Genomic DNA, 19,435 nt, shown 5'->3' on the forward strand with positions numbered 1-19,435 from the left:
GGTAAGCTACAGCAGCCAGTACAAGCTGGTGCAGGCCCAATGGCGCGGCCGCTTCGATGCGGCGCTGGCGCAGCAGCAGTGCCAGCTTATGCTTGCCAGCCTGCCCGCCACGCAGCCCGTGCACCGCATGGTAAATGACAGCAGCGAAGTATTTGGCGAGTGGCTGGAAGCCGGCGACTGGATTGGACAGGTAATGGCCCCCGCGCTGGCCGCCCGCGGCGTGCGGGCCGTAGCCTGGATAAATGCCATGGACTGGCCCTCACGCGAAGCGGTGGCCTGCAGCGTTTCGCTTACGCAGAAGCTGCCCATTAAAACCTTCGATTTTGACGAAGCCGATACCGCGCTGGCCTGGGTGTTGAGTATCGAGGACTGATGGTGGCCGGGCAACTGCAACCCCTGCCATCTACTCAGGGGCGCTTATCTTTCGGCATGAACGTCCGTCGCCCCCTGCTGCCCCTACTTTTTCTGCTACTATCGGCGCTACCGCTGGCGGCCCAGCAGCCCGCCCGGGCGCAGCCAGTGCCCCGGCCGGTTGCGCCCGCGCCATTTTTCGGCACCTACACCTACCTCAGCTACACCATCCTCGACCGGGAAAGCAGCCCCGAGCCCATATCGGCGCAGGGCGTGGGCGGCACACTCACGCTGCGCTCCGACGGCACCTACCAGAAGCGCCTGACGCTGACGGCCAACGGCGGCCCTATGCGCTTCGACCAGGACGGCCGCTACACGTTCACGCCCGGCCGCATCAGCTTCACGTACACCGCCAAAAACGGCCGCCCGCGCACCGATGAAGGCACTTTCCGGCTGGACAAAGGCCAGCTTACCATTGTAGTGGCGGGCTTTCCGGTGGGCAACCAGAGCACCTACACACTACGGCGGCAGTAGCAGCAGGCGCCCGGACCGAGCTTCTTTAAAACATGCGTAAACGTTTAGCTTACCTCTTCTCATCTGATGCAGTCAATCGTTATTACCGGCGTATCGAGTGGAGTAGGTTTAGCGGCGGCGCGGGCGTTTCTGGCGCGGGGCTACCGCGTGTTCGGCAGCCTGCGCACCGAGGCTGATGCAGCCCGGTTACAAGCCGAATTAGGTCCCGGTTTCACGCCCCTGCTCTTCGATGTAACTGATGCCGAAGCCGTGGCCCGGGCGGCGGCCGAAGTGAGCCGCGCTCTGGGTCCGGAGCCACTGACGGGCCTGCTTAATAACGCCGGCGTGGCCTTTGGTGGGCCGCTGCAGCATCAGCCGTTGGAGGTTATCCGGCAACATTTCGAAGTGAATGTGCTGGGCCTGATTGCCGTGACGCAGGCGTTTCTGCCGCTGCTGGGGGCGCGGCCGGGGTTCGTGGGCCAGCCGGGCCGGGTGCTGAATATGGGGTCGGTAAGCGGGCAGGTGGCCTCGCCGTTTCTGGGGGCTTACGTGGGTAGCAAGCACGCGCTGGAGGGCATCACGGGCAGCTGGCGGCGCGAGCTGAAACTGTTCGGCATTCCGGTGGTGCTCATTGGCTTGGGCGTTACGCAAACGCCCATCTGGGACAAAGGAATCGACCTCGCGCCCTATGCCCACACGCCTTACCACGGCCCGGCCCAACGCTTCCTGAAATTCGTGAACAAGACCCGCGCCCAGGGCCTGACACCCGAATATGTAGCCGGCCGGCTGGTGCAGATACTGGAAACGCCCCGACCCAAACTGCGCTACACCATTGCCGCCGACGTGTTTCGCGCCTACATTGTGCCCCGCCTGCTGCCCGCCCGCGCCCTCGACTGGCTGCTGGCCCGCGGCCTGGGGCTTAAGGTGAAACAGTGAAGGAGTCACTTGGTGAACGAGTGAAACTGAAGCTCGTTTTCGCCTGCTAATTTGCTCCTCGATTTCAGCCCCGGCTGGGTTTCTGCTAACTTGCACCTCGTTCCGGCCTAGCGCCAGCACGATACCCTACTCCTTACCATTTCACCAAACCACCAATAGATGGGACGCGCATTTGAATTCCGCAAAGGCCGCAAAATGAAGCGCTGGGACCAAATGTCGAAAGACTTTACCCGCATCGGCCGCGAAATTGTGATGGCCGTGAAGGAGGCCGGGCCCAACCCCGACACCAACTCGCGCCTGCGCACGGCCATCCAGAACGGCAAGGGCGTGAACATGCCCAAAGACCGGGTAGAAGCCGCCATTAAGCGGGCTTCCTCGCGCGAGGAAAAGGATTACCAGGAGGTGGTGTACGAGGGCTACGCACCCCACGGCGTGGCCGTAGTAATTGAAACTGCTACCGACAACCCTACCCGCACCGTGGCCAACGTGCGCATGTACTTCAACCGGGGCAACGGCGCGCTGGGCACCGCTGGCTCCTCCGACTACACCTTCACCCGCAAGGGCGTGTTCAAGCTGGCCGCCGAGGGCCTCGACGTGGAAGAGCTGGAGTTGGAGCTGATTGACGCCGGTGCCGAAGACGTGTACGCCGACCAGGAGGAGGACGAACAGGGCCAGATAACAAACTACATCGTAGTGGAAACGGCCTTCACCGACTTCGGGCAGATGCAAAAGGCGCTGGAAGAAAAGGCATTCAACGTGCTGTCGGCCCAGTTGCAGCGCGTGCCCAATACCACCGTCAGCCTCGCAGGCGACGAGCTGGAAGAAGTAATGAACCTGATCGAGAAGTTCGAAGAGGACGACGACGTGCAGGCCGTGTACCACACGCTTGGCTAATCACAGATTAGCCTGATTTTTAGCGGATTTCACGGATTTCGTGACCGATTTCGCTGGTCTGATGGGCTGCTCCAGGTGGAGCAGCCCATTTTGCTTTTTGTTGGGACAACCGCTGCCCCATTTCCCGCATCTTCCGAAGTACCTATCCCGACTGCAACCCCGCTTCCAGCCTTCCCGAGTCCTATGAAACTGCTGCTCCTGTTGTCCCTGCTGCTGTTTAACCTGAACGCCGCTGCTCAGCAGACCGAGCTAACTGCCCTACTGGCCCAACACAACGTGCCGGGCCTCCAGCTCGTGCACACCAAAGGCAGTAAGGTTACCACCTACACGGCAGGACGACTCCGGCAGGATTCGGCCGTGGCCGTAACGGCCGAAACCGTGTTTCAGGCGGCCTCGCTGGGCAAAGTGGTGCTGGCCTACCTCACGCTCCGGCTCCACGATCAGGGCCGATTCGAGCTCGACCGACCGCTGCTCAGTTATGCACCGTACCCGCGCGTGCAGGGCCAGCCCCACGCCGCCCGCGTAACAGCTCGCATGGTGCTCACCCACACCACCGGCCTGCCCAACTGGGCCGATAACCCACTGGGGCCCACCTGGGTCACTTCGCCCCTGGCGTTTCGCTTTGCCCCCGACAGCTGCTGGAACTACTCAGGCGAAGGCTTTGTGTGGCTGCAGCAAACGCTGGAGCAGCTTACCGGCGAGTCGCTGGAAGTACTGGCCCAGCGGGAGGTTTTCGGGCCGCTGAAGATGCGCCGCAGCAGCTTCCGGTGGCAGCCCCGGTTTGCAGGCAACGCCGCTACTGGCCACGAAAAGGCCGGCCAGCCTACTCAGGTACGCCGCTTTGCCCAGCCCTACGCAGCCTACAGCCTGCTCACCACCGCACCCGACTACAACCGCTTTGTGCAGGCCCTACACGCCGGCCGGGACCTCAAACGAACCACTGCTGCCCTGCTGACTACGCCCGCCAATGAGGCCCGCCGCTGCGGCCGGCCAACTGGCCCCACCGACCCGTTTGTGGCCTGGGCGACAGGCGTTGGCTTGGCTACTACCAGTACTGGCCCCGCCCTCTGGCACTGGGGCGACAACGACGACTTTCAGGCCTTTTTCATGGTACTGCCCGGCCGCCGCGAAAGTCTGCTTTTCTTCACTAACAGTGCCAACGGCCTGCTTCTCACCGACGAGTTGCTGCGCCTGTTTATCGGCCCTGGCGAGTACCGGACCCAGCAGTGGCTGGCGGAGTAATTGAATGACGTAGGGGCGGGGCTCGTCCCCCCCCCCCGTTGCCCCGGCCCGGTTCTGAATCGTTCAACGGTGAGCGGGGGCAAGCCCCGCCCCTACGTCATTCACAACTGACAACTGACAACTGAATATATTGCCGGATGCTGAAACGCCTCCTCGCTGTCACCCTGCTGGCCCTCACGGCCGCCGCCTGCTCCCCATCCGCTACCGAAGTGCCCGATGCCGCCGCGCTGGCCCTCACGGCTTACTTCCCCGCTCCCGACACCACTGCGCTGGCCGATGGCGGCGTGAAGATGGTGCCCATCACCACGCCCAAGGGCACGTTCAACGTCTGGACCAAGCGGTTTGGCAGCAACCCGCGCATCAAGCTGCTGCTGCTGAATGGCGGGCCGGGGGCCACGCACGAATATTTCGAGTGCATGGAAAGCTTTCTGCCCCGCGAGGGCATCGAGTTCATCTACTACGACCAACTCGGCTGCGGCAACTCCGACAACCCCAAGGATACCGCCATGTGGAGCCTGCCGCGCTACGTGGAGGAAGTGGAGCAGGTACGCCAGGCGCTCAAGCTCGACAACAGCAACTTCTATTTGCTGGGCCACAGCTGGGGCGGCATTCTGGCCGCCGAGTACGCCCTCAAGTACCAGCAACATCTCAAGGGCCTTGTCATCAGCAACATGATGATGAGCATTCCGGCCTACGGGAAGTACGCCGAGGAAGTATTGGCGCCCCAGTTCAAGCCCGAAGTGCTGAGAGAAATTCGGGAAATTGAGGCGCGCAAAGATTTCCAGAATCCGCGTTACATGGAGCTGCTGCTGCCCAATTTCTATACCCAACACATCTTGCGCCGCCCTTTGGATGAGTGGCCCGAGCCGGTGAACCGCTCGTTTGCCAAAATGAACCAGTCGCTGTACGTGACCATGCAGGGGCCAAGCGAGTTTGGCGTATCGGGCAAGCTGCTGAACTGGAACCGCGTGCCCGACCTGCCGAAGCTGGCGGTGCCCGTGCTCAGCATCGGTGGCAAACACGACACCATGGACCCCGAGCACATGCGCATGGTGGCCGAAAAAGTGCAGCACGGCACCGCCCTCATCTGCCCCAACGGCAGCCACATGAGCTTCTACGACGACCAGCAAACCTATATGCGCGGCCTGACAACGTGGATGAAAGGCGTAGACCAGGGCGAACAGGAAGTAGAGTTATAGAGACACAACATTTTGCGTTTCATCGTTGAACGGTTATTCGACAACTGGAAAATAAACTGAACGTGCACGTAGAGCTGGTACCCGTTATCGAAGTAAATATTCAAGAGGAGGAAGTAGCTCAGGCGTTGCGAAAGATTTCCCCCATTGCGCCCGGAACCTACTTTTACCGGATTTCCGATTTGGATTCAGCTATTCTCATAGTTCTGGCCAAATCCCACTTGAAGGGTTACTTTAATGGCATGTGGACACTGGAAGAGGTATACCCTTTCTTCGGCGGCTATGTCCTGCGGATCAATGACCAGAATACCCTTTTTCCGCAGTGCTGCGGAGAGTTGAGTGACATCATCTACTGGAAGCATTTGGCTATTTATGCCCGTAGTGCCTACTACCACGGCCATCCAGAGCCTAGTATTCGTTTCACGAATACTGAAGTAATTTTTACTTGTCAAGATGAGAGCGAAGAATTCCAGCCGACTACTCCCGTCGAAATCCGCGTAGCCAAGCCCGCCCTAGCCGATGCGTATACACGGGTGCTAGTAGAATTGGTCAGTTTTGCCCGTAAGCTTGATTTAGTGCAACAAGCGTTACAACTCCCGGTTGAGAGCATATCTGGCCTATTGATTTACCACAATGCTGAGCTACCCGGCGAATCGCCTTCCTCGTAGCCTCTCACGAAGTCCACTTTAACATGGTGAGCGGCTCTGGCAAGTTAATGGTGAACCCCTTGCTTCTATTTGGCGGTTGGGCCAGCTTTTGGGAGTAGGTTTGCCAGTGCCTGTCGCCTCATGTAACTCTCCTCATGCCCCTTCCTCCTGCTACCATTCCCTCCCTGTATTCCCAGCGTAGCATCCGGCTGTTTTCGCTTGTGTTCACTACCATTGCGGCCAGTTTTCTCACGGCCAGCAACTTGCGGGCAATTGGCAGACCCGATCAGGCGCGTAAGGTTATCTGGGCGAGTGTGGTATATATGGTCCTGATGGGGGTGTTGGTGTCGTTTCTGCCCAACACTTCTGCGTACGGGGCTTACGCCGCGGGCATCGGGCTGGCGGGCGGCTACGGCCTTAATGCCTACGCCGATTCGTTTATTCTCAACAAAAAGGACCACCCGGCCCGGAGCATCTGGCGGCCGCTACTATTGTGCCTGCTGGTTTTCGTGCCCCTGCTCGGGCTGCTCGTGTACGTGTTGTAAGCACTCTTTTCTCTGACCCTATGCGTTTCCCCTACCGCTCCCTGTTTCTGTTTGAAGCCGATACGGCCACCGTTTTCGAAGTAAAGCGCCTCGACATCCAGAGCAAGAACCCCAGCCACCTGTACTTCTGGCTGTACCTGGATAACGCAAGCGGCCAGCTCAGCCAACTCAATTTCGAGGATATGAGCACGGAAGCCGGCGAACACTTGCGCGAATTCACGCAGGGCCAGTTACGCTTCAACACCAACGAGGGCAGCTTTTCGCCTACCGAGGGCGACTCGCCGCTGCAGCTGCGCACCATCACGCCGCCCACGCTGCCCGCTGCCCTGGAAACGGCGCTGTTCGCGTTTTTCGATTAGGTTCCGGTTCAGATCTAAGCGTGCCCGCTGGCTATCAGCTGAGACAGTATCCCTCTCCTGAATACGGCGTACCTTTGCAGGCTGCCGACCCACCTCGGGCCGGCAGCCTCTTTTTTTGCCGCCGGCCTAAGCGGGTGTTAAGGATGCCTTTGTGAGCAGCACTGCTTTTGCTTCGACAGGCTCAGCCTGCCAATTCCCTGACACCCTTTCAGTACCCGGCACTACATTTTACTCTTATGGCAACCCGACTCAATAAATACATCAGCGAAAGTGGCGTGTGCTCGCGCCGCGAAGCCGACCGCCACATCGAGCAGGGCAACGTAACGGTGAATGGCAAGCGCGCCAGCGTTGGCGACCAGGTAACGACCCGCGACCGGGTAGTGGTGAACGGCGCCCACATAGAGCCCCGGCCTGAGGAAGAGGCGGTGTATCTGGCCTACAATAAGCCTCCCGGCATCGTCACGACCACCGATCTGGGCGTGAAGGACAACGTTATTCGCGCCATCAAGCACACGGTGCGCATCTTCCCCATCGGCCGGCTCGACAAGGAGTCGCAGGGTTTGCTGTTGATGACGAGCAACGGCGACATCGTGAACAAAATTCTGCGCGCGGGCAACCAGCACGAGAAGGAGTACATCGTGATGGTGGATAAGCCCATCAAGGACGATTTCATCGAGGCCATGCAGAATGGGGTACCCATTTTAGGCGTAATGACCCAGAAATGCAAGGTGGTGAAGGATACGCCCTACATTTTCCGGCTGACGCTGGTGCAGGGCATGAACCGCCAGATCCGGCGAATGTGCGAGCATTTCGGCTACGAAGTGGTACAACTGGAGCGCATCCGCATCATGAACATCAGCATCAAAGGCCTCGGGCCCGGCGAGTGGCGCGAGCTGCGCGACAAGGAGCTGAAGGTGCTGTTTGAGATGATTGAAAACTCCAGTGGCACCGACGACGGCCGCACGCCGCGCCGCCGCAAAGTGGTATCCACGGCCGAGCAGTGGGGCGACCAGCCGGGCCGCAAAACGGCCCGCCGCGCCACCACCCGCCCCGACATCGTACGCCTCCCCTCCGACCCCTCGATGGGCGACGAGGCCCCGCGCAAAACCAAGGCCCTGCCAGCCGGCACCTGGCTCGACAAAGATTCCGTGCGTCCCGGCGCCAAGCCCAAGCGGCTGGTAACGGCTGGCCGCACCGCCGGCTCAGGCCGCCCCACCGATAAAGCCGGTCCCCGCCCCGGCAAATCTGCCGGCCCGAAAAGTGGTCCGAAAGGAGCCACCAAGCGCCCAGCCAAAGGTGCCAGCGGCCCTGCCAAAGGCAAAAGCAGCAGCCGCGGCAGCCGTGGTGCCAGCCGCAGCCGGTAGTACCAGCCGAACGCAATTTCAGCAGCCCCCTAACTTTCAATAGGTCGGGGGCTGCTGTTTTTTTTGGCAGATAACCGACTGGTTCTCGACCAGCAACAGGCCTTACTCCTGCTGAAACACGCCTGTCAGGAAGTCTGATATTGCACTTGTCGGGGCAAATTTTAGGAGGCGAAAATACAGCATCACAATGGCTTAAAATGTCCTTAAACAGCCTTTTTATGCCTACGCATTAGCCAACGCTACTCCAACAAGGATGGTTTACTAAAGTCTGAACGTACGGAATCTTGGGGCTACCCGCTAGGAATGGACGCGTATGTTTGGAATGTCGGACGGGTTGCCGCCGGCACTTCTTTTACCACTTCACTGCCAGTGCCATGAACGCTCCCCTCGCCAAGCCTTCCAACGCTTTTGTCGCCGCCTCTTGGTTTGCCCTGCTGGCCGGCATGGTCGCCTTCATTATCGGCCTTTGGAACGCTCAGATGCTGCTCAACGAGAAAGGCTACTACTTCACCATTCTGATGTATGGGCTGTTTTCGGCCATTTCGCTCCAGAAATCGGTACGCGACCAGCTTGATGGCATTCCGGTAACCACCATTTACTATGGCCTGAGTTGGTTTTCCACCATCCTCTCCATTGCCTTGCTCACGGTGGGCCTGTGGAACGCCACGCTCACGCTCAGCGAAAAAGGCTTTTACGCCATGTCGTTTCTGCTGAGCCTGTTCGCGGCCATTTCCGTGCAGAAAAACACCCGCGACGCCCGCTTCGACCAACCTGCCACCTCGGCCCCGGAAAATCGGTTCAGTGCCGAATAGCCAGCAATTCGGCAACCTAAGCAGCGGATACTCTGGCGCCGCTGAGTATCTTGCGGCTACATTTTAGCTGTTAGCTGTTGGCTACTGGCTGTTGGCTTTCCGCCTGACAGCAATGCCCCGCAAGCTAACAGCCATCAGCTAACAGCTAATAGCCTAAAACATGCTCCGCACCGACTGGACCCTCGCCGAAGTAACCGCCATTTACCACCAGCCTGTGCTGGAACTCGTTTCGCAGGCTGCTGCCATCCATGCCGTAACCCAGGCCACCGGCGAAGTGCAGGTATGTACGCTGCTGAGCGTGAAAACCGGCGGCTGCCCCGAAGACTGCGCTTACTGCCCCCAGGCCGCCCGCTACCACACCGGCGTGCAAGCTCACAAGCTGCTGCCCGACGCCGAAGTGCTGGCCTCGGCCCAGCGCGCCCGCGACGCCGGCTCGACCCGCTTCTGCATGGGGGCCGCCTGGCGCGAAATTCGCGACAACAAGGACTTTGACCGCGTGCTGGGCATGGTAGAGCAGGTAAACGGCCTCGGCCTGGAAGTATGCTGCACGCTGGGCATGCTGAACGAGTACCAAGCCGAGCGCCTGAAAGAGGCCGGCCTCTACGCCTACAACCACAACCTCGACACCAGCCGCGAGAAGTACGACGACATCATTACCACGCGCACTTACGACGACCGGCTGAACACGCTGGAGCACGTGCGCAAGGCCGGTATTTCGGTGTGCTCGGGCGGCATCATCGGCCTCGGCGAAACCGACGAGGACCGCGTGGCCATGTTGCACACGCTGGCTACCCTGGAGGCCCATCCCGAGAGCGTGCCGGTAAATGCCCTGGTGCCCGTAGAAGGCACACCCCTGGCCGAGCAGCCCCGCGTGAGCGTGTGGGAAATGCTGCGCATGATTGCCACCGCCCGCATTCTGATGCCCAACACCATGGTGCGCCTCTCGGCCGGCCGCCAGGAAATGCCCGTTACTGAGCAGGCCCTGTGCTTCCTGGCTGGTGCCAACTCTATCTTCTCGGGTGAGAAGCTGCTGACCACCCCCAACCCCGACTTCGACGCCGACCAGCAGATGTTCGCTTTGCTCGGCCTCAAGCCCCGCAAGTCGTTCAAAGATGTGCCCGAAGGCGCCGTACTGATGGGCCGCGGCAAGGCACCCGTAGAGGCATAAGCGCTGCTCTACGCCAACAGCAGAACAGACCATCCAAACAGTGTCATGCTGAGCGAAATCGGAGGCGTAGTCGAAGCATCCCGCGTGACGTAGTAACTCTGATAGTAGGATTTACTTGTTGCGGTAGAGATGCTTCGACTACGCCTCCGGCTTCGCTCAGCATGACACTGTTTTTTTTCTCTAATTCTCCCTCCATGGAAATTCCTTTCGACCTCAACCTCGACTACACCTACGCCGAGAGCATCCGCCAGCAGCATGAGGCCCGCGCGGCCCAGGACCTGATTTCAGAGCTGGAGGATAAGGTTGGGTCGGCATTGGGCCTAGTGATGCAGCGCCACGGCGTACTGCCCGCCGTCGGCGACCGGGTAGAGGTGGATTCTGAATGGCTGGTTGTCAGCGCCCGCACTTTCGGGCAGGATGGCAGCGTGTGGCTCTCGGTGGGCCCGTTTGCAGGATAAGGTTTCCGTGTCATCCTGAACGAAGCGAAGGGCCAACAGAGAAGCTGACTGCTTTTGCAGTTCCCTTCTGTGAAGTTCTTTTGCTTCGCTCAGGACAACCGTTTTCCGCGCTACCATGCCTACTTCTCTGCACCAGCGCCTGGCCGCCGAGCTGGCCCGGCGCGAGGCCGCAGGCACCCGCCGCCGCCTGCCTGCTCCGCCCGCCCCCAGCCTCACCGATTTCAGCTCCAACGACTACCTCGGTCTGAGTAGACACCCACAGGTACTGGCAGCAGTGAAGGCTGCGGCCCAGTTGCCTGCGGGCAGCACCGGCTCACGGCTGCTCACTGGAAATTCGGTTGCAGCTGAGGCGCTAGAAACCCAGTTGGCCAATTTCCACGGGGCCGAAGCGGCGCTGCTCTTCAATTCGGGCTACGCGGCCAACCTAGGCTTCTTCGGGGCCGTACCCCGGCGCGGCGACACCATTATATACGACGAGGCCAGTCACGCCTCCGTCAAGGATGGCATCCGGGCCACGCCAGCCACCGCCTGGAGCTTCCGCCACCACGATTTGGCCGATTTAGAACGCAAGGCCGCCCGTGCCACCGGGACCGTATTTGTGGCTGTAGAAGCGCTGTATTCCATGGATGGTGACGTAGCGCCGCTGGCCGAGCTGGCGGCCGTTTGCCAGCGCCTTGGTCTGCATCTGGTGGTTGATGAGGCGCATACCAACGGCCTCTACGGCTCCCGCGGCGAAGGGCTGGTAGCCGATTTAGGTCTGCAGGAAGCCGTATTTGCCCGCATCCTCACCTTCGGCAAGGCCCTCGGCAGCCAGGGTGCAGCCGTGGCCGGCTCGGCCCTGCTGCGCGACTACCTACTCAATTTCAGCCGGCCTTTCATCTACACCACGGCCCTGCCTCCCGCCACCGTGGCCAGCCTTGCGGCGGCTTACGAGCTGCTACCCGAATTGCAGCCGGCCCGCGAGCAGCTTTTCCAGCTGTCAGACTACCTCAAAGCTACGCTCAACGCCGTGCCCGGGCTGCATGTGCCGGCCACCAGCCACGTTATCCACCCGGTCTTCTTCACCCAAAACCCCGGCCCCGCCGCCGTGCGCGCCATTGCCGCCGCCGCTCAGTCCGCTGGCTTCGATGTACGCGCCATCGTGGCCCCCACCGTGCCCGCCGGCACCGAGCGGCTCCGGCTCATCGTGCATTCCTTTAATACCGAGGCTGAAATTGATGCGTTGGCGGCAGTATTAACTGAATGTATCGGAGTTATCAGCACGACGTAGGGGCGGGGCTTAGCTGCGCTAGTTCAGATAAGCGGGTACTTCGCTCAGCCGCTCGTTGGTGCGGTTTACGGCATCTACGCGCCAGCAGTAGTGCTCCAGGCCGTTGCTGAGCAGCAGCAGCGGGGCACCGATGGTGAGATTATAGGTGGCAATCTGGTGGGCGACGGCGGGCGTGATGGGTACGGTGGGGCGCTTGCACTCAACCAGCAGCAAGGGCTGGCCGGTGGCGTCGAGGGCCAGCAGGTCGGTGCGCTTCTGGCGCTGGTTGTACTGGTGGCCGCGCTCCAGGCTCAGCAGCCCTTTTGGGTAGCCGCGGTGGTTGATGAGGTAGTGCACCAGGTGCTGGCGCACCCATTCTTCGGGCGTGAGCACTACGTGGCGGCGTCGCAGCACGTCCCAGATTAGCAACTTTTCGCCGCTTTGTGTAACTTTGGCTTCGAAAGGCGGCAGATTCAACTCTTGCATCACCTACAAAGGTACGGCCCCGGGGTTTCTCCCGCTTTTCATTCCGTGCCGTCGATTCCCCCTTCCGGGCACCGACGGCTTTTTTGTACCTACCCTTTTCCGGCCGACTGAGCTGGCCGCTGCTCCGGGCTGCTGCCGGCTGCGGTGTAACCCTATCTTTCGCAACCCCAACCATTTTGTATGAAGACTAAAGCTGACATTGTTAAAAACTGGCTCCCGCGCTATACCGGAGTCGAATTAGAGGAATTCGGACAGTACATTTTGCTGACCAACTTTGCGAACTACGTGACCATGTTTGCCGAGCAGTTCGGCACCGAAGTGCGCGGCCTCGACAAGCCCATGCAAACGGCCACGGCCAACGGCATCACCATTATCAACTTCGGTATGGGCTCGCCAATGGCGGCCACCGTCATGGACTTGCTTTCGGCCATCGAGCCCAAGGCAGCCCTGTTTCTGGGCAAGTGCGGCGGCCTGAAATCCAACACCAAGCTCGGCGACCTGATTCTGCCCATCGCCGCCATCCGGGGCGAGGGTACTTCTGATGACTACCTGCCGGCCGAAATTCCAGCCCTGCCCTCCTTCCGTTTGCAGCGCGCCGTGAGCAGCGTAATTAAGAAGTTCGAGCTGGACTACTGGACCGGCACGGTATACACCACCAACCGCCGCGTGTGGGAGCACGATGAGGCATTCAAGGAGTACCTGCGTCAGGTGCGGGCCATGGCCGTGGACATGGAAACGGCTACCATCTTCACCGTGGGCTTCGTGAACGGCATTCCGCACGGCGCCCTGCTGCTGGTGAGCGACAACCCGATGACACCCGAGGGCGTGAAAACGTCGGAGAGCGACAAGAAAGTAACGGCTGGTTTCGTGCTGAATCACCTGAAAATCGGTATTGAGTCGTTGCTGGAGCTGAAAAACTCCGGCGAGTCGGTGAAGCACATGCGCTTCGACTAGCACGCAGCAGCGCGAAGCTCCCGCTTTGCGTATTGTTGCCGACTTTCAAATGACGCCGTTCAACGACACGCGAAGCGGGAGCTTCGCGCTACGGCCGTTCAATGAAGTTCCCAACTAAAAACCAGCACCCCTCCTTGCCCAGGAGAGGTGCTGGTTTTTTAGCTTCCGCGCTACTTCGCGCAACAACTCCGGCTTTTCCCCGACCTTGTCGTTCTTAACCCTACACTCCCGCCACTATGCACCCACGTTTCCGCCCGCTTCTTGCCCTGCCGCTGCTGGCCGCTGGCTTCAGCGCCTGCCAGTCCACATCGAGCGGCAACCGCCAGCCGGCCGATTTGCTCGTCTACAATGCCACGGTGTACACCGTCGATTCGGCGTTTAGCTCGGCGCAGGCATTTGCCGTAAAGGACGGCAAGTTTGTAGGCGTGGGCACGGCCGAGGAGCTGCGCGACCAGTTCGAGGCCAAAGAGGAAGTGGACGCCAACGGGCAGTTCATCTATCCCGGCTTCTACGACGCGCACTGCCACTTTTACCGCTACGGGCTGGGCCTGCGCGACGCCGAACTGGTGGGTACCAACTCCTGGGGCGAGGTGATTCAGCAGCTGCAAAAGCAGCGGCAGCAGTACCCACAGGCGGCCTGGCTCACGGGCCGCGGCTGGGACCAGAACGACTGGCCCACCAAGCAGTTTCCAACCAAAGACACGCTCGACGCGCTGTTTCCGAACACGCCGGTGTTCATTGTGCGGGTAGATGGGCACGCAGCCCTCGTCAACCAAAAGGCACTGGATATGGCCGGCATTACAGCCCGCACGCCCATCAGCGGGGGCAGCATTGCCAAGGATTCCCAGGGCAAGCTCACGGGCTTGCTGGTGGATAATGCCGTGGACCTGGTATCGGCCAAGATACCGGCGCCCGGCGCGGCCGAGGCCGAAGCGGCCCTGCTCGACGCCCAGCAGCGCTGCCTGGCCGTGGGCCTGACCAGCATGGCCGACGCCGGTCTGGAAAAGGCCAACGTCGACTTCCTCGACCAACTCCAGGAGGCTGGCAAGCTTAAAGTACGCCTGCACGCCATGCTCGCTCCTACTAAGGAGAACAAGGATTTCTACCTCAAAAACGGTCCGGTGCTCAAAGACCGGCTTACCGTCAGCTCGTTCAAGGTGTACGCCGATGGGGCGCTGGGCTCGCGCGGGGCCTGCCTGGTAGACCCGTACGCCGACAAACCCAAGGAAACCGGCTTCCTGCTCTCCACCGAAAAGGAGTTCCGCGAACTAGCCAAGCTGCTGGCCGCCAGCAAATTCCAGATGAACACCCACGCCATCGGCGACTCGGCCAACCGGCTCATTCTCAACATCTATGGTGAGGCGCTGAAGGGCCAGAAGGACCGGCGCTGGCGCATCGAGCACGCCCAGGTGGTTACGCCGGCCGACATGGGCAAGTTCGGGCAGTTCGGCATCGTGCCTTCGGTGCAGCCCACCCACGCCACTTCCGATATGTACTGGGCCGGTGAGCGGCTGGGCGCCGAGCGGCTCAAAACAGCCTACGCCTACGAGCAGCTGCGCAAGCAGTACGGGCAGGTGGCCATCGGTTCCGACTTCCCAGTGGAGGATATCAACCCGCTGTTCGGCTTTCACTCGGCCGTGGCCCGGCAGGATGCCAAGAACTACCCGGCCGGTGGCTTCCAGCCCGAAAACGCCCTTTCGCGCCCCGACGCTTTGCGCGGCATGACCACCTGGGCCGCCCACGCCGCCTTCGAAGACAAGCAGAAGGGCAGCATCCGCCCCGGGATGGCCGCCGACTTTGTTATCCTCGATACCGACCTAATTAAAGCGCCTAACGAAAAGCTGCGCAACGCTAAAGTGCAGCAGACCTGGATTGCGGGCGAGAAGGTGTTTTCGGTGAAATAAAACAGGAAGGCCACCCGTCATTCAGAGCGAAGCGAAGAATCTCGCGTGCTGACATGATGATAGTAATCCTAACGCAGGGCTACTACTACAATGTCAGCACGCGAGATTCTTCGCTTCGCTCTGAATGACGAGTGGCTTCGTAATGCCCTCTTTTACCAGTTAGGTTCGTCGGCTGAGGGGCCGTACATGGCCGGAATCGGAACGTCGAGCAGGCGCAGGTATACGCTGAGCTGGCCCCGATGGTGGATGCTGTGGTTGAGGCCCATGATGCGGATGGCCGTGGCTTTGGGATACTCCAGCAGCGTCTGCTCGCCGCGGTGGAGGCGGAAACTGTGGGTCAGCTCCTCATCGGTGGCTTGCTCCAAGGCCACTCGCAGGCTGGCGCTGTATTCCTCGAAGCGGGCCATCAGTTCCTCGTGGTTCGTGGGCGAAGGGCCGGGCTTGGGGCCGTTAGGGTCGAGGAAGTCGCGGCTGGGGTGCTGCACGAACAGCTGCTTAAAAGCCAGCAGGTTCACGATGTGGGACGCCAGTTGGCCCAGCTTCATGCTTTTAGGATGCGGCTGATAATCGGCCTGCTCGTAGGGTACCAGCGCCAGCAGCTTGCGGGTGGTGGCCAACTCGTGGTCGAGCTCGGCCAGAATGTTCTGTTGCAGCGAAGAGGTGTGCATGAGGAATTAGAAAGCAGAGTTGAAATAGTTGTGAATAACTGAAGATTTTCAGCCCGTCATGCTGAGCTTGTCTAAGCATCTCTACCGCTTCGTTGACTGTTGCAGAGAAGCGGTAGAGATGCTTCGGCAAGCTCAGCATGACGGGCTGCTTTGAGGCCGTTTTCACTTTCGCTTTTGATTCCCCTGATTTCCTACAGGGGCGTGCTGCTGGTGGGTGAGGCGGGCGGGGGGCCCGGAAAAGTGTCGGGGCCGGTGGGCGCGTCTTCGCGGAGCTTGCGGCCGCGCAGTTGGAGCAGGAAATAGAGCCCAAGAATGAAGAACACGATGAGCGCCAGGATGCTGTAGCGCATGTTGCCGCCCATGAGTTGCGAGATGCCGCCGAACACCATCAGACCGATAACGATGCCCACCTTCTCGGTCACGTCGAAGAAGCTGAAATAGGCCGCCGGGTTGGGTGTGTTCTCGGGGATGATTTTGGAATACGTAGAACGTGAGAGACTCTGCACTGCTCCCATAGTAAGGCCGATAACGGAGGCCAGCGCGTAGAAGCTCCAGCCGGCCTGCACGAAGTAGCCGGCAATACAAATCAGCATCCAGATGAACACGGCCCAACTGAGGGCGCGGGTGTTGCCAATGCGCTCCGAGAGCTTGGAAAACAGGTAAGCGCCCAGAATACCCACTATCTGCAGCAGTAGAATGGTGATAATAAGTGAGGTGGTGTCGAGCTTGAGTTCCTCATCACCGAAGAGTGTGGCCACGTACATCACCGTTTGCACGCCCATGTTGTAGGTGAAGTAGGCCAGCAGAAACCGCTTGAGGTTGGGCTGCTGCTTGGTTTCTTCCCAGACCTTGCCCAGCTCGCGGAAACCGTTGAGCAGCCAGCCCGAATCGTTGGTGGCACCAGCGCGGCGGCCGGGGTCGGCGGGCAACGTGGCAAAGGGAATCTGGGCAAAGCCAGCCCACCAGATGCCCGTGAGCAGGAAGCTCAGGCGGGTCGCCTTTTCAGTAGTCAGCCCAAATAGCGGCGTGCCCGACAGCGTGGGCCCCTGAATGAGTATCAGGCAGATAACGAGTAATAATACCGAGCCGATGTAGCCCATGGAAAAGCCGCGGGCCGAGAGCGAATCAAACTGCTCCTCCGATGAAATATCGGGCAGGTATGAGTTGTAGAACACGATGGAGCCCGAAAAGCCCACCGTGGCCATGATGAAGATGAACACCCCCATCGTGAACGTGCTGGCCTCGAAGAAATACAACCCGGCGCACGAGGCTGCCCCGAGGTAGCAGAAAATCTGCAGGAACAGCTTGCGCCGGCCCGAATAGTCAGCCAGAGCCGTGAGCACCGGGCTGATGAGGGCAATGATGAGAAAGGCCGCCGACACCGAATAGTTCTGGAGCGAGGTGCCCGGAACATTCATGCCGAGGAATTCGACGGGCGTTTTACCGCTGTCGGTGCCCGTAAGACTTTTCACTACGGAGCCCCAGTAAATGGGGAAGATAGAGCTGGTAATAACCAGCGGATAAACCGAGTTGGCCCAGTCGTAGAACGTCCAGCCGCGGGTGATGCGCTTGTCGTCTTTGGGGATGGTTTGAACGCCGGGTTCGGCGGACGTAACGGCGGCGGTAGCGTCGCTCATACAGGCAGGGGCTTGGGCAGTAGTGCGGGCAAGATAACGGGATTTCACGGCTGTGGTTGTGGTGGCCCGACAACGCGGCGGTTACGCTCCGGCACCACTCCCCGGCTCGCCCGCCAGCAGCGCCGCATATTGCGCCTCGGTATCCACATCAATAGCCCCGGCCGGGAAGGGCACGGCGGCTACCAGGGCCGGATGCTGCCGAAGCAGCTGCCCAGCCCCGGCCGAATCGGGCAGCTGCCGGAGCAGCGGCAGGGCCTCGGCGCCAAACAGCACTGGTACGCCCAGCGTGTCGCCGTACTGGCTGGCTACTATGGGGCGGCCGCTGGCGGCGTGGGTTTCGGCCAGCTGCCCCAGCAGCGCGGGCGTTACGTGGGGTTGGTCGCAGAGCATGACCGTTACTGGCGTGAAAGCAACCTCCAGGCTTTCGAGCAGGTGCAGGCCACACCGGATGGAAGCGCCCATGCCTACAGCCCAATCAGGGCATCGCACCACCTGCACCGGCAAGCCAGTCAACTCGGGCAACAGCGCCTCATGTTGCGCCCCGGTTACTACCACTACCGGCACGCCGGCCGCAGCAGCCACGGCCGTTTCGGCGGCCCGGCGCAGCAGCGTCTGACCCTGGTACATTAGCAGCTGCTTGGGTCGCCCCAAGCGTGAGGAAGAACCGGCAGCCAGGAGCAGAATGGCGGGCATATGGCAGAAGTCGCAAGCAGTAGTGCAGGGCTCAGCTAAGCCCCGCCCCTACAATTCGCAGGTAGCATCTACCCTACCCTCGGGCACAAGCGGGGCGTCGGCGTGCAGGGTTGGGTGGATGGGATGGGGCGAGTCGCGCAGGAAGCCGGCGGGGCGGCCCGTTAGCACCGCCTGGATTTCGGCCACAATGGAAAGGGCAATTTCCTCGGGCGTTTCGCCGCCCAGGTTCAGGCCGATGGGGCTGTGCAGGCGGCTGTGCAGTCGTGCGGCGGCATCAGGAGTTTCCTTTACCAAGTCCTGCAGCAGCCGCTCGTACTTCTTGCGCGGGCCCAGCAGCCCGATATAGGGCGTAGTGGCGTCGGGAAGCAAATGGCGCAACACTGCCAGGTCGTAGTAGTAATTGTGCGTCATCAATAGTGCGAAGGCACCATCGTAGGGCTGCTCTGCTACCTTATCCAGCGGCAGCACCCGCACGGCGTGGGCCTCGGGAAAGCGGGCTGGTTGCACCTGGGCCGGGCGGCCGTCAACTACCATTACGCGCCAGCCCAAGCTGGCAGCCAAGCGCACCAGCGGCTGCACGTCGTTGCCGGCTCCGTACACGGTCAGGCGCACGGGCGGGCGCAGGATTTCCAGGCTCACACGTACAGCCCTGGAGCCGGCCGGATAATGGCGGGTAGCGGGGCGGCCGACAGCTAATGCGGCATGGGCATCGGTTAATAGTGACTGCCGGAAAGCCGCCGTGGCAGGCAGAGTACTTTCCACGGTTCCATCGGCCAACATCAACAGCCGCTGGCCAACCTGCACCTCATCCGAAGGCCCTACTCCGGCAAACACGGTGGCTACCACGGCCGGGGCGTGCGCGGTGGCAACGGCCCAGCGGCGCAGCAGCTCCATCGGGTTATCGGGGTCCTGGAAGTCGAGCGGTTCGAGCAGAATCTGCACGATGCCCTGGCAGCCCAGCGCGGCACCGAACTGCAGGTCATCGTCGGGATCGGTCGAGTCGTAGGTGACCAGCGCGGGGCGGCCTTGGCGGATGGTGCGGCGGGCCCGGCGGCGGGCGTCGCCTTCGAGACAGCCTCCACTGATGGCTCCGGTCAACTGGCCTTCGTCGGTTACCAGCATCCGGGCTCCGGGGCGGCGGTAGGCCGAGCCGGCCACATCCACTACCGAGGCCAGCGCGCAGGCTCGCCCCGCGACGCGGTGCTGGTCATAAGCATGGAGCAGGCGTTCGAGTTCAGTCATTTTATTAAGCTGTTAGCCATTAACTCATAGCTTTTTATTAGGATAACTCAAGTTGCGGGCACGCTGTAGGGGCGGGGCCTGGTCCCGCCCCCCCCCCCACCACTACCCGTTCAACGG

At 60.9% G+C, this 19,435-nt stretch carries 21 protein-coding genes; 16 read left to right on the plus strand and 5 right to left on the minus strand.

Going from position 1 to position 19,435, the window contains the following annotated elements:
- The 14 genes from HW556_RS15005 to HW556_RS15070 all read left to right on the plus strand — a co-directional run.
- A partial coding sequence (locus HW556_RS15005) for a SpoIIAA family protein (RefSeq protein ID WP_176900934.1) occupies window positions 1–373 on the plus strand: 373 nt, incomplete at its 5' end.
- A 56-nt stretch (window positions 374–429) separates the two neighbouring features.
- Complete coding sequence (locus HW556_RS15010; RefSeq protein WP_176900935.1) at window positions 430–885, plus strand: hypothetical protein; 456 nt, start codon at window positions 430–432, stop codon at window positions 883–885.
- 66 nt (window positions 886–951) lie between these two features.
- Window positions 952–1,800 carry an SDR family NAD(P)-dependent oxidoreductase gene (locus HW556_RS15015; protein ID WP_176900936.1) on the plus strand — a complete coding sequence of 283 codons (849 nt, stop codon included), beginning with the start codon at window positions 952–954 and terminating at the stop codon, window positions 1,798–1,800.
- 159 nt (window positions 1,801–1,959) lie between these two features.
- Window positions 1,960–2,694 (plus strand): YebC/PmpR family DNA-binding transcriptional regulator, encoded by a 735-nt coding sequence (locus tag HW556_RS15020; protein WP_176900937.1) that lies wholly within the window; start codon window positions 1,960–1,962, stop codon window positions 2,692–2,694.
- A gap of 183 nt (window positions 2,695–2,877) precedes the next feature.
- Window positions 2,878–3,936 carry a serine hydrolase domain-containing protein gene (locus tag HW556_RS15025; RefSeq protein WP_176900938.1) on the plus strand — a complete coding sequence of 353 codons (1,059 nt, stop codon included), beginning with the start codon at window positions 2,878–2,880 and terminating at the stop codon, window positions 3,934–3,936.
- Between the two features lie 137 nt (window positions 3,937–4,073).
- Complete coding sequence (locus HW556_RS15030; protein ID WP_176900939.1) at window positions 4,074–5,135, plus strand: proline iminopeptidase-family hydrolase; 1,062 nt, start codon at window positions 4,074–4,076, stop codon at window positions 5,133–5,135.
- Between the two features lie 62 nt (window positions 5,136–5,197).
- Window positions 5,198–5,800: a hypothetical protein gene (locus HW556_RS15035; protein ID WP_176900940.1), complete on the plus strand. Its 603-nt coding sequence runs from the start codon at window positions 5,198–5,200 to the stop codon at window positions 5,798–5,800.
- A gap of 134 nt (window positions 5,801–5,934) precedes the next feature.
- Window positions 5,935–6,324 carry a hypothetical protein gene (locus tag HW556_RS15040; protein ID WP_176900941.1) on the plus strand — a complete coding sequence of 130 codons (390 nt, stop codon included), beginning with the start codon at window positions 5,935–5,937 and terminating at the stop codon, window positions 6,322–6,324.
- 20 nt (window positions 6,325–6,344) lie between these two features.
- The gene (locus tag HW556_RS15045) at window positions 6,345–6,683 is read left to right on the plus strand and encodes a hypothetical protein (RefSeq protein WP_176900942.1); all 339 of its coding nucleotides are present in this window, start codon (window positions 6,345–6,347) and stop codon (window positions 6,681–6,683) included.
- A 236-nt stretch (window positions 6,684–6,919) separates the two neighbouring features.
- Complete coding sequence (gene rluF / locus HW556_RS15050) at window positions 6,920–8,047, plus strand: 23S rRNA pseudouridine(2604) synthase RluF (RefSeq protein ID WP_176900943.1); 1,128 nt, start codon at window positions 6,920–6,922, stop codon at window positions 8,045–8,047.
- Window positions 8,048–8,421: 374 nt separating this feature from the next.
- Window positions 8,422–8,859 (plus strand): inner membrane protein YiaA, encoded by a 438-nt coding sequence (gene yiaA / locus HW556_RS15055; protein WP_176900944.1) that lies wholly within the window; start codon window positions 8,422–8,424, stop codon window positions 8,857–8,859.
- A gap of 160 nt (window positions 8,860–9,019) precedes the next feature.
- A complete protein-coding gene (gene bioB / locus HW556_RS15060; RefSeq protein WP_176900945.1) occupies window positions 9,020–10,027 on the plus strand; it encodes a biotin synthase BioB in 1,008 nt (335 codons plus the stop codon).
- Window positions 10,028–10,221: 194 nt separating this feature from the next.
- Complete coding sequence (locus HW556_RS15065) at window positions 10,222–10,485, plus strand: hypothetical protein (protein WP_176900946.1); 264 nt, start codon at window positions 10,222–10,224, stop codon at window positions 10,483–10,485.
- A gap of 115 nt (window positions 10,486–10,600) precedes the next feature.
- On the plus strand, window positions 10,601–11,755 hold the full coding sequence (locus HW556_RS15070; protein ID WP_176900947.1) for an aminotransferase class I/II-fold pyridoxal phosphate-dependent enzyme: 1,155 nt from the start codon (window positions 10,601–10,603) through the stop codon (window positions 11,753–11,755).
- Between the two features lie 18 nt (window positions 11,756–11,773).
- Here HW556_RS15070 and HW556_RS15075 read toward each other — a convergent pair whose 3' ends face one another.
- Complete coding sequence (locus HW556_RS15075; RefSeq protein ID WP_176900948.1) at window positions 11,774–12,220, minus strand: type I restriction enzyme HsdR N-terminal domain-containing protein; 447 nt, start codon at window positions 12,218–12,220, stop codon at window positions 11,774–11,776.
- Between the two features lie 180 nt (window positions 12,221–12,400).
- Here HW556_RS15075 and HW556_RS15080 point away from each other — a divergent pair, with 180 nt between their 5' ends.
- Window positions 12,401–13,174, plus strand: coding sequence for an AMP nucleosidase (locus HW556_RS15080; protein ID WP_119657022.1), 774 nt, complete (start codon window positions 12,401–12,403; stop codon window positions 13,172–13,174).
- A gap of 236 nt (window positions 13,175–13,410) precedes the next feature.
- The gene (locus HW556_RS15085) at window positions 13,411–15,078 is read left to right on the plus strand and encodes an amidohydrolase (protein WP_176900949.1); all 1,668 of its coding nucleotides are present in this window, start codon (window positions 13,411–13,413) and stop codon (window positions 15,076–15,078) included.
- 152 nt (window positions 15,079–15,230) lie between these two features.
- Here HW556_RS15085 and HW556_RS15090 read toward each other — a convergent pair whose 3' ends face one another.
- The 4 genes from HW556_RS15090 to HW556_RS15105 all read right to left on the minus strand — a co-directional run bounded on the left by HW556_RS15090 (window position 15,231) and on the right by HW556_RS15105 (window position 19,318).
- Window positions 15,231–15,746 carry a DinB family protein gene (locus HW556_RS15090; RefSeq protein ID WP_176900950.1) on the minus strand — a complete coding sequence of 172 codons (516 nt, stop codon included), beginning with the start codon at window positions 15,744–15,746 and terminating at the stop codon, window positions 15,231–15,233.
- A 191-nt stretch (window positions 15,747–15,937) separates the two neighbouring features.
- Window positions 15,938–17,383 (minus strand): MFS transporter, encoded by a 1,446-nt coding sequence (locus tag HW556_RS15095; protein WP_176900951.1) that lies wholly within the window; start codon window positions 17,381–17,383, stop codon window positions 15,938–15,940.
- 81 nt (window positions 17,384–17,464) lie between these two features.
- Entirely contained in the window at window positions 17,465–18,076 is a 612-nt protein-coding gene (locus HW556_RS15100; RefSeq protein ID WP_176900952.1) for a nucleotidyltransferase family protein, read from the minus strand.
- Window positions 18,077–18,124: 48 nt separating this feature from the next.
- Window positions 18,125–19,318 (minus strand): XdhC family protein, encoded by a 1,194-nt coding sequence (locus tag HW556_RS15105; protein WP_176900953.1) that lies wholly within the window; start codon window positions 19,316–19,318, stop codon window positions 18,125–18,127.
- Window positions 19,319–19,435 lie beyond the last annotated feature (117 nt).

The organism is Hymenobacter terrestris (assembly GCF_013377905.1).
Taxonomy (GTDB): domain Bacteria; phylum Bacteroidota; class Bacteroidia; order Cytophagales; family Hymenobacteraceae; genus Hymenobacter; species Hymenobacter terrestris.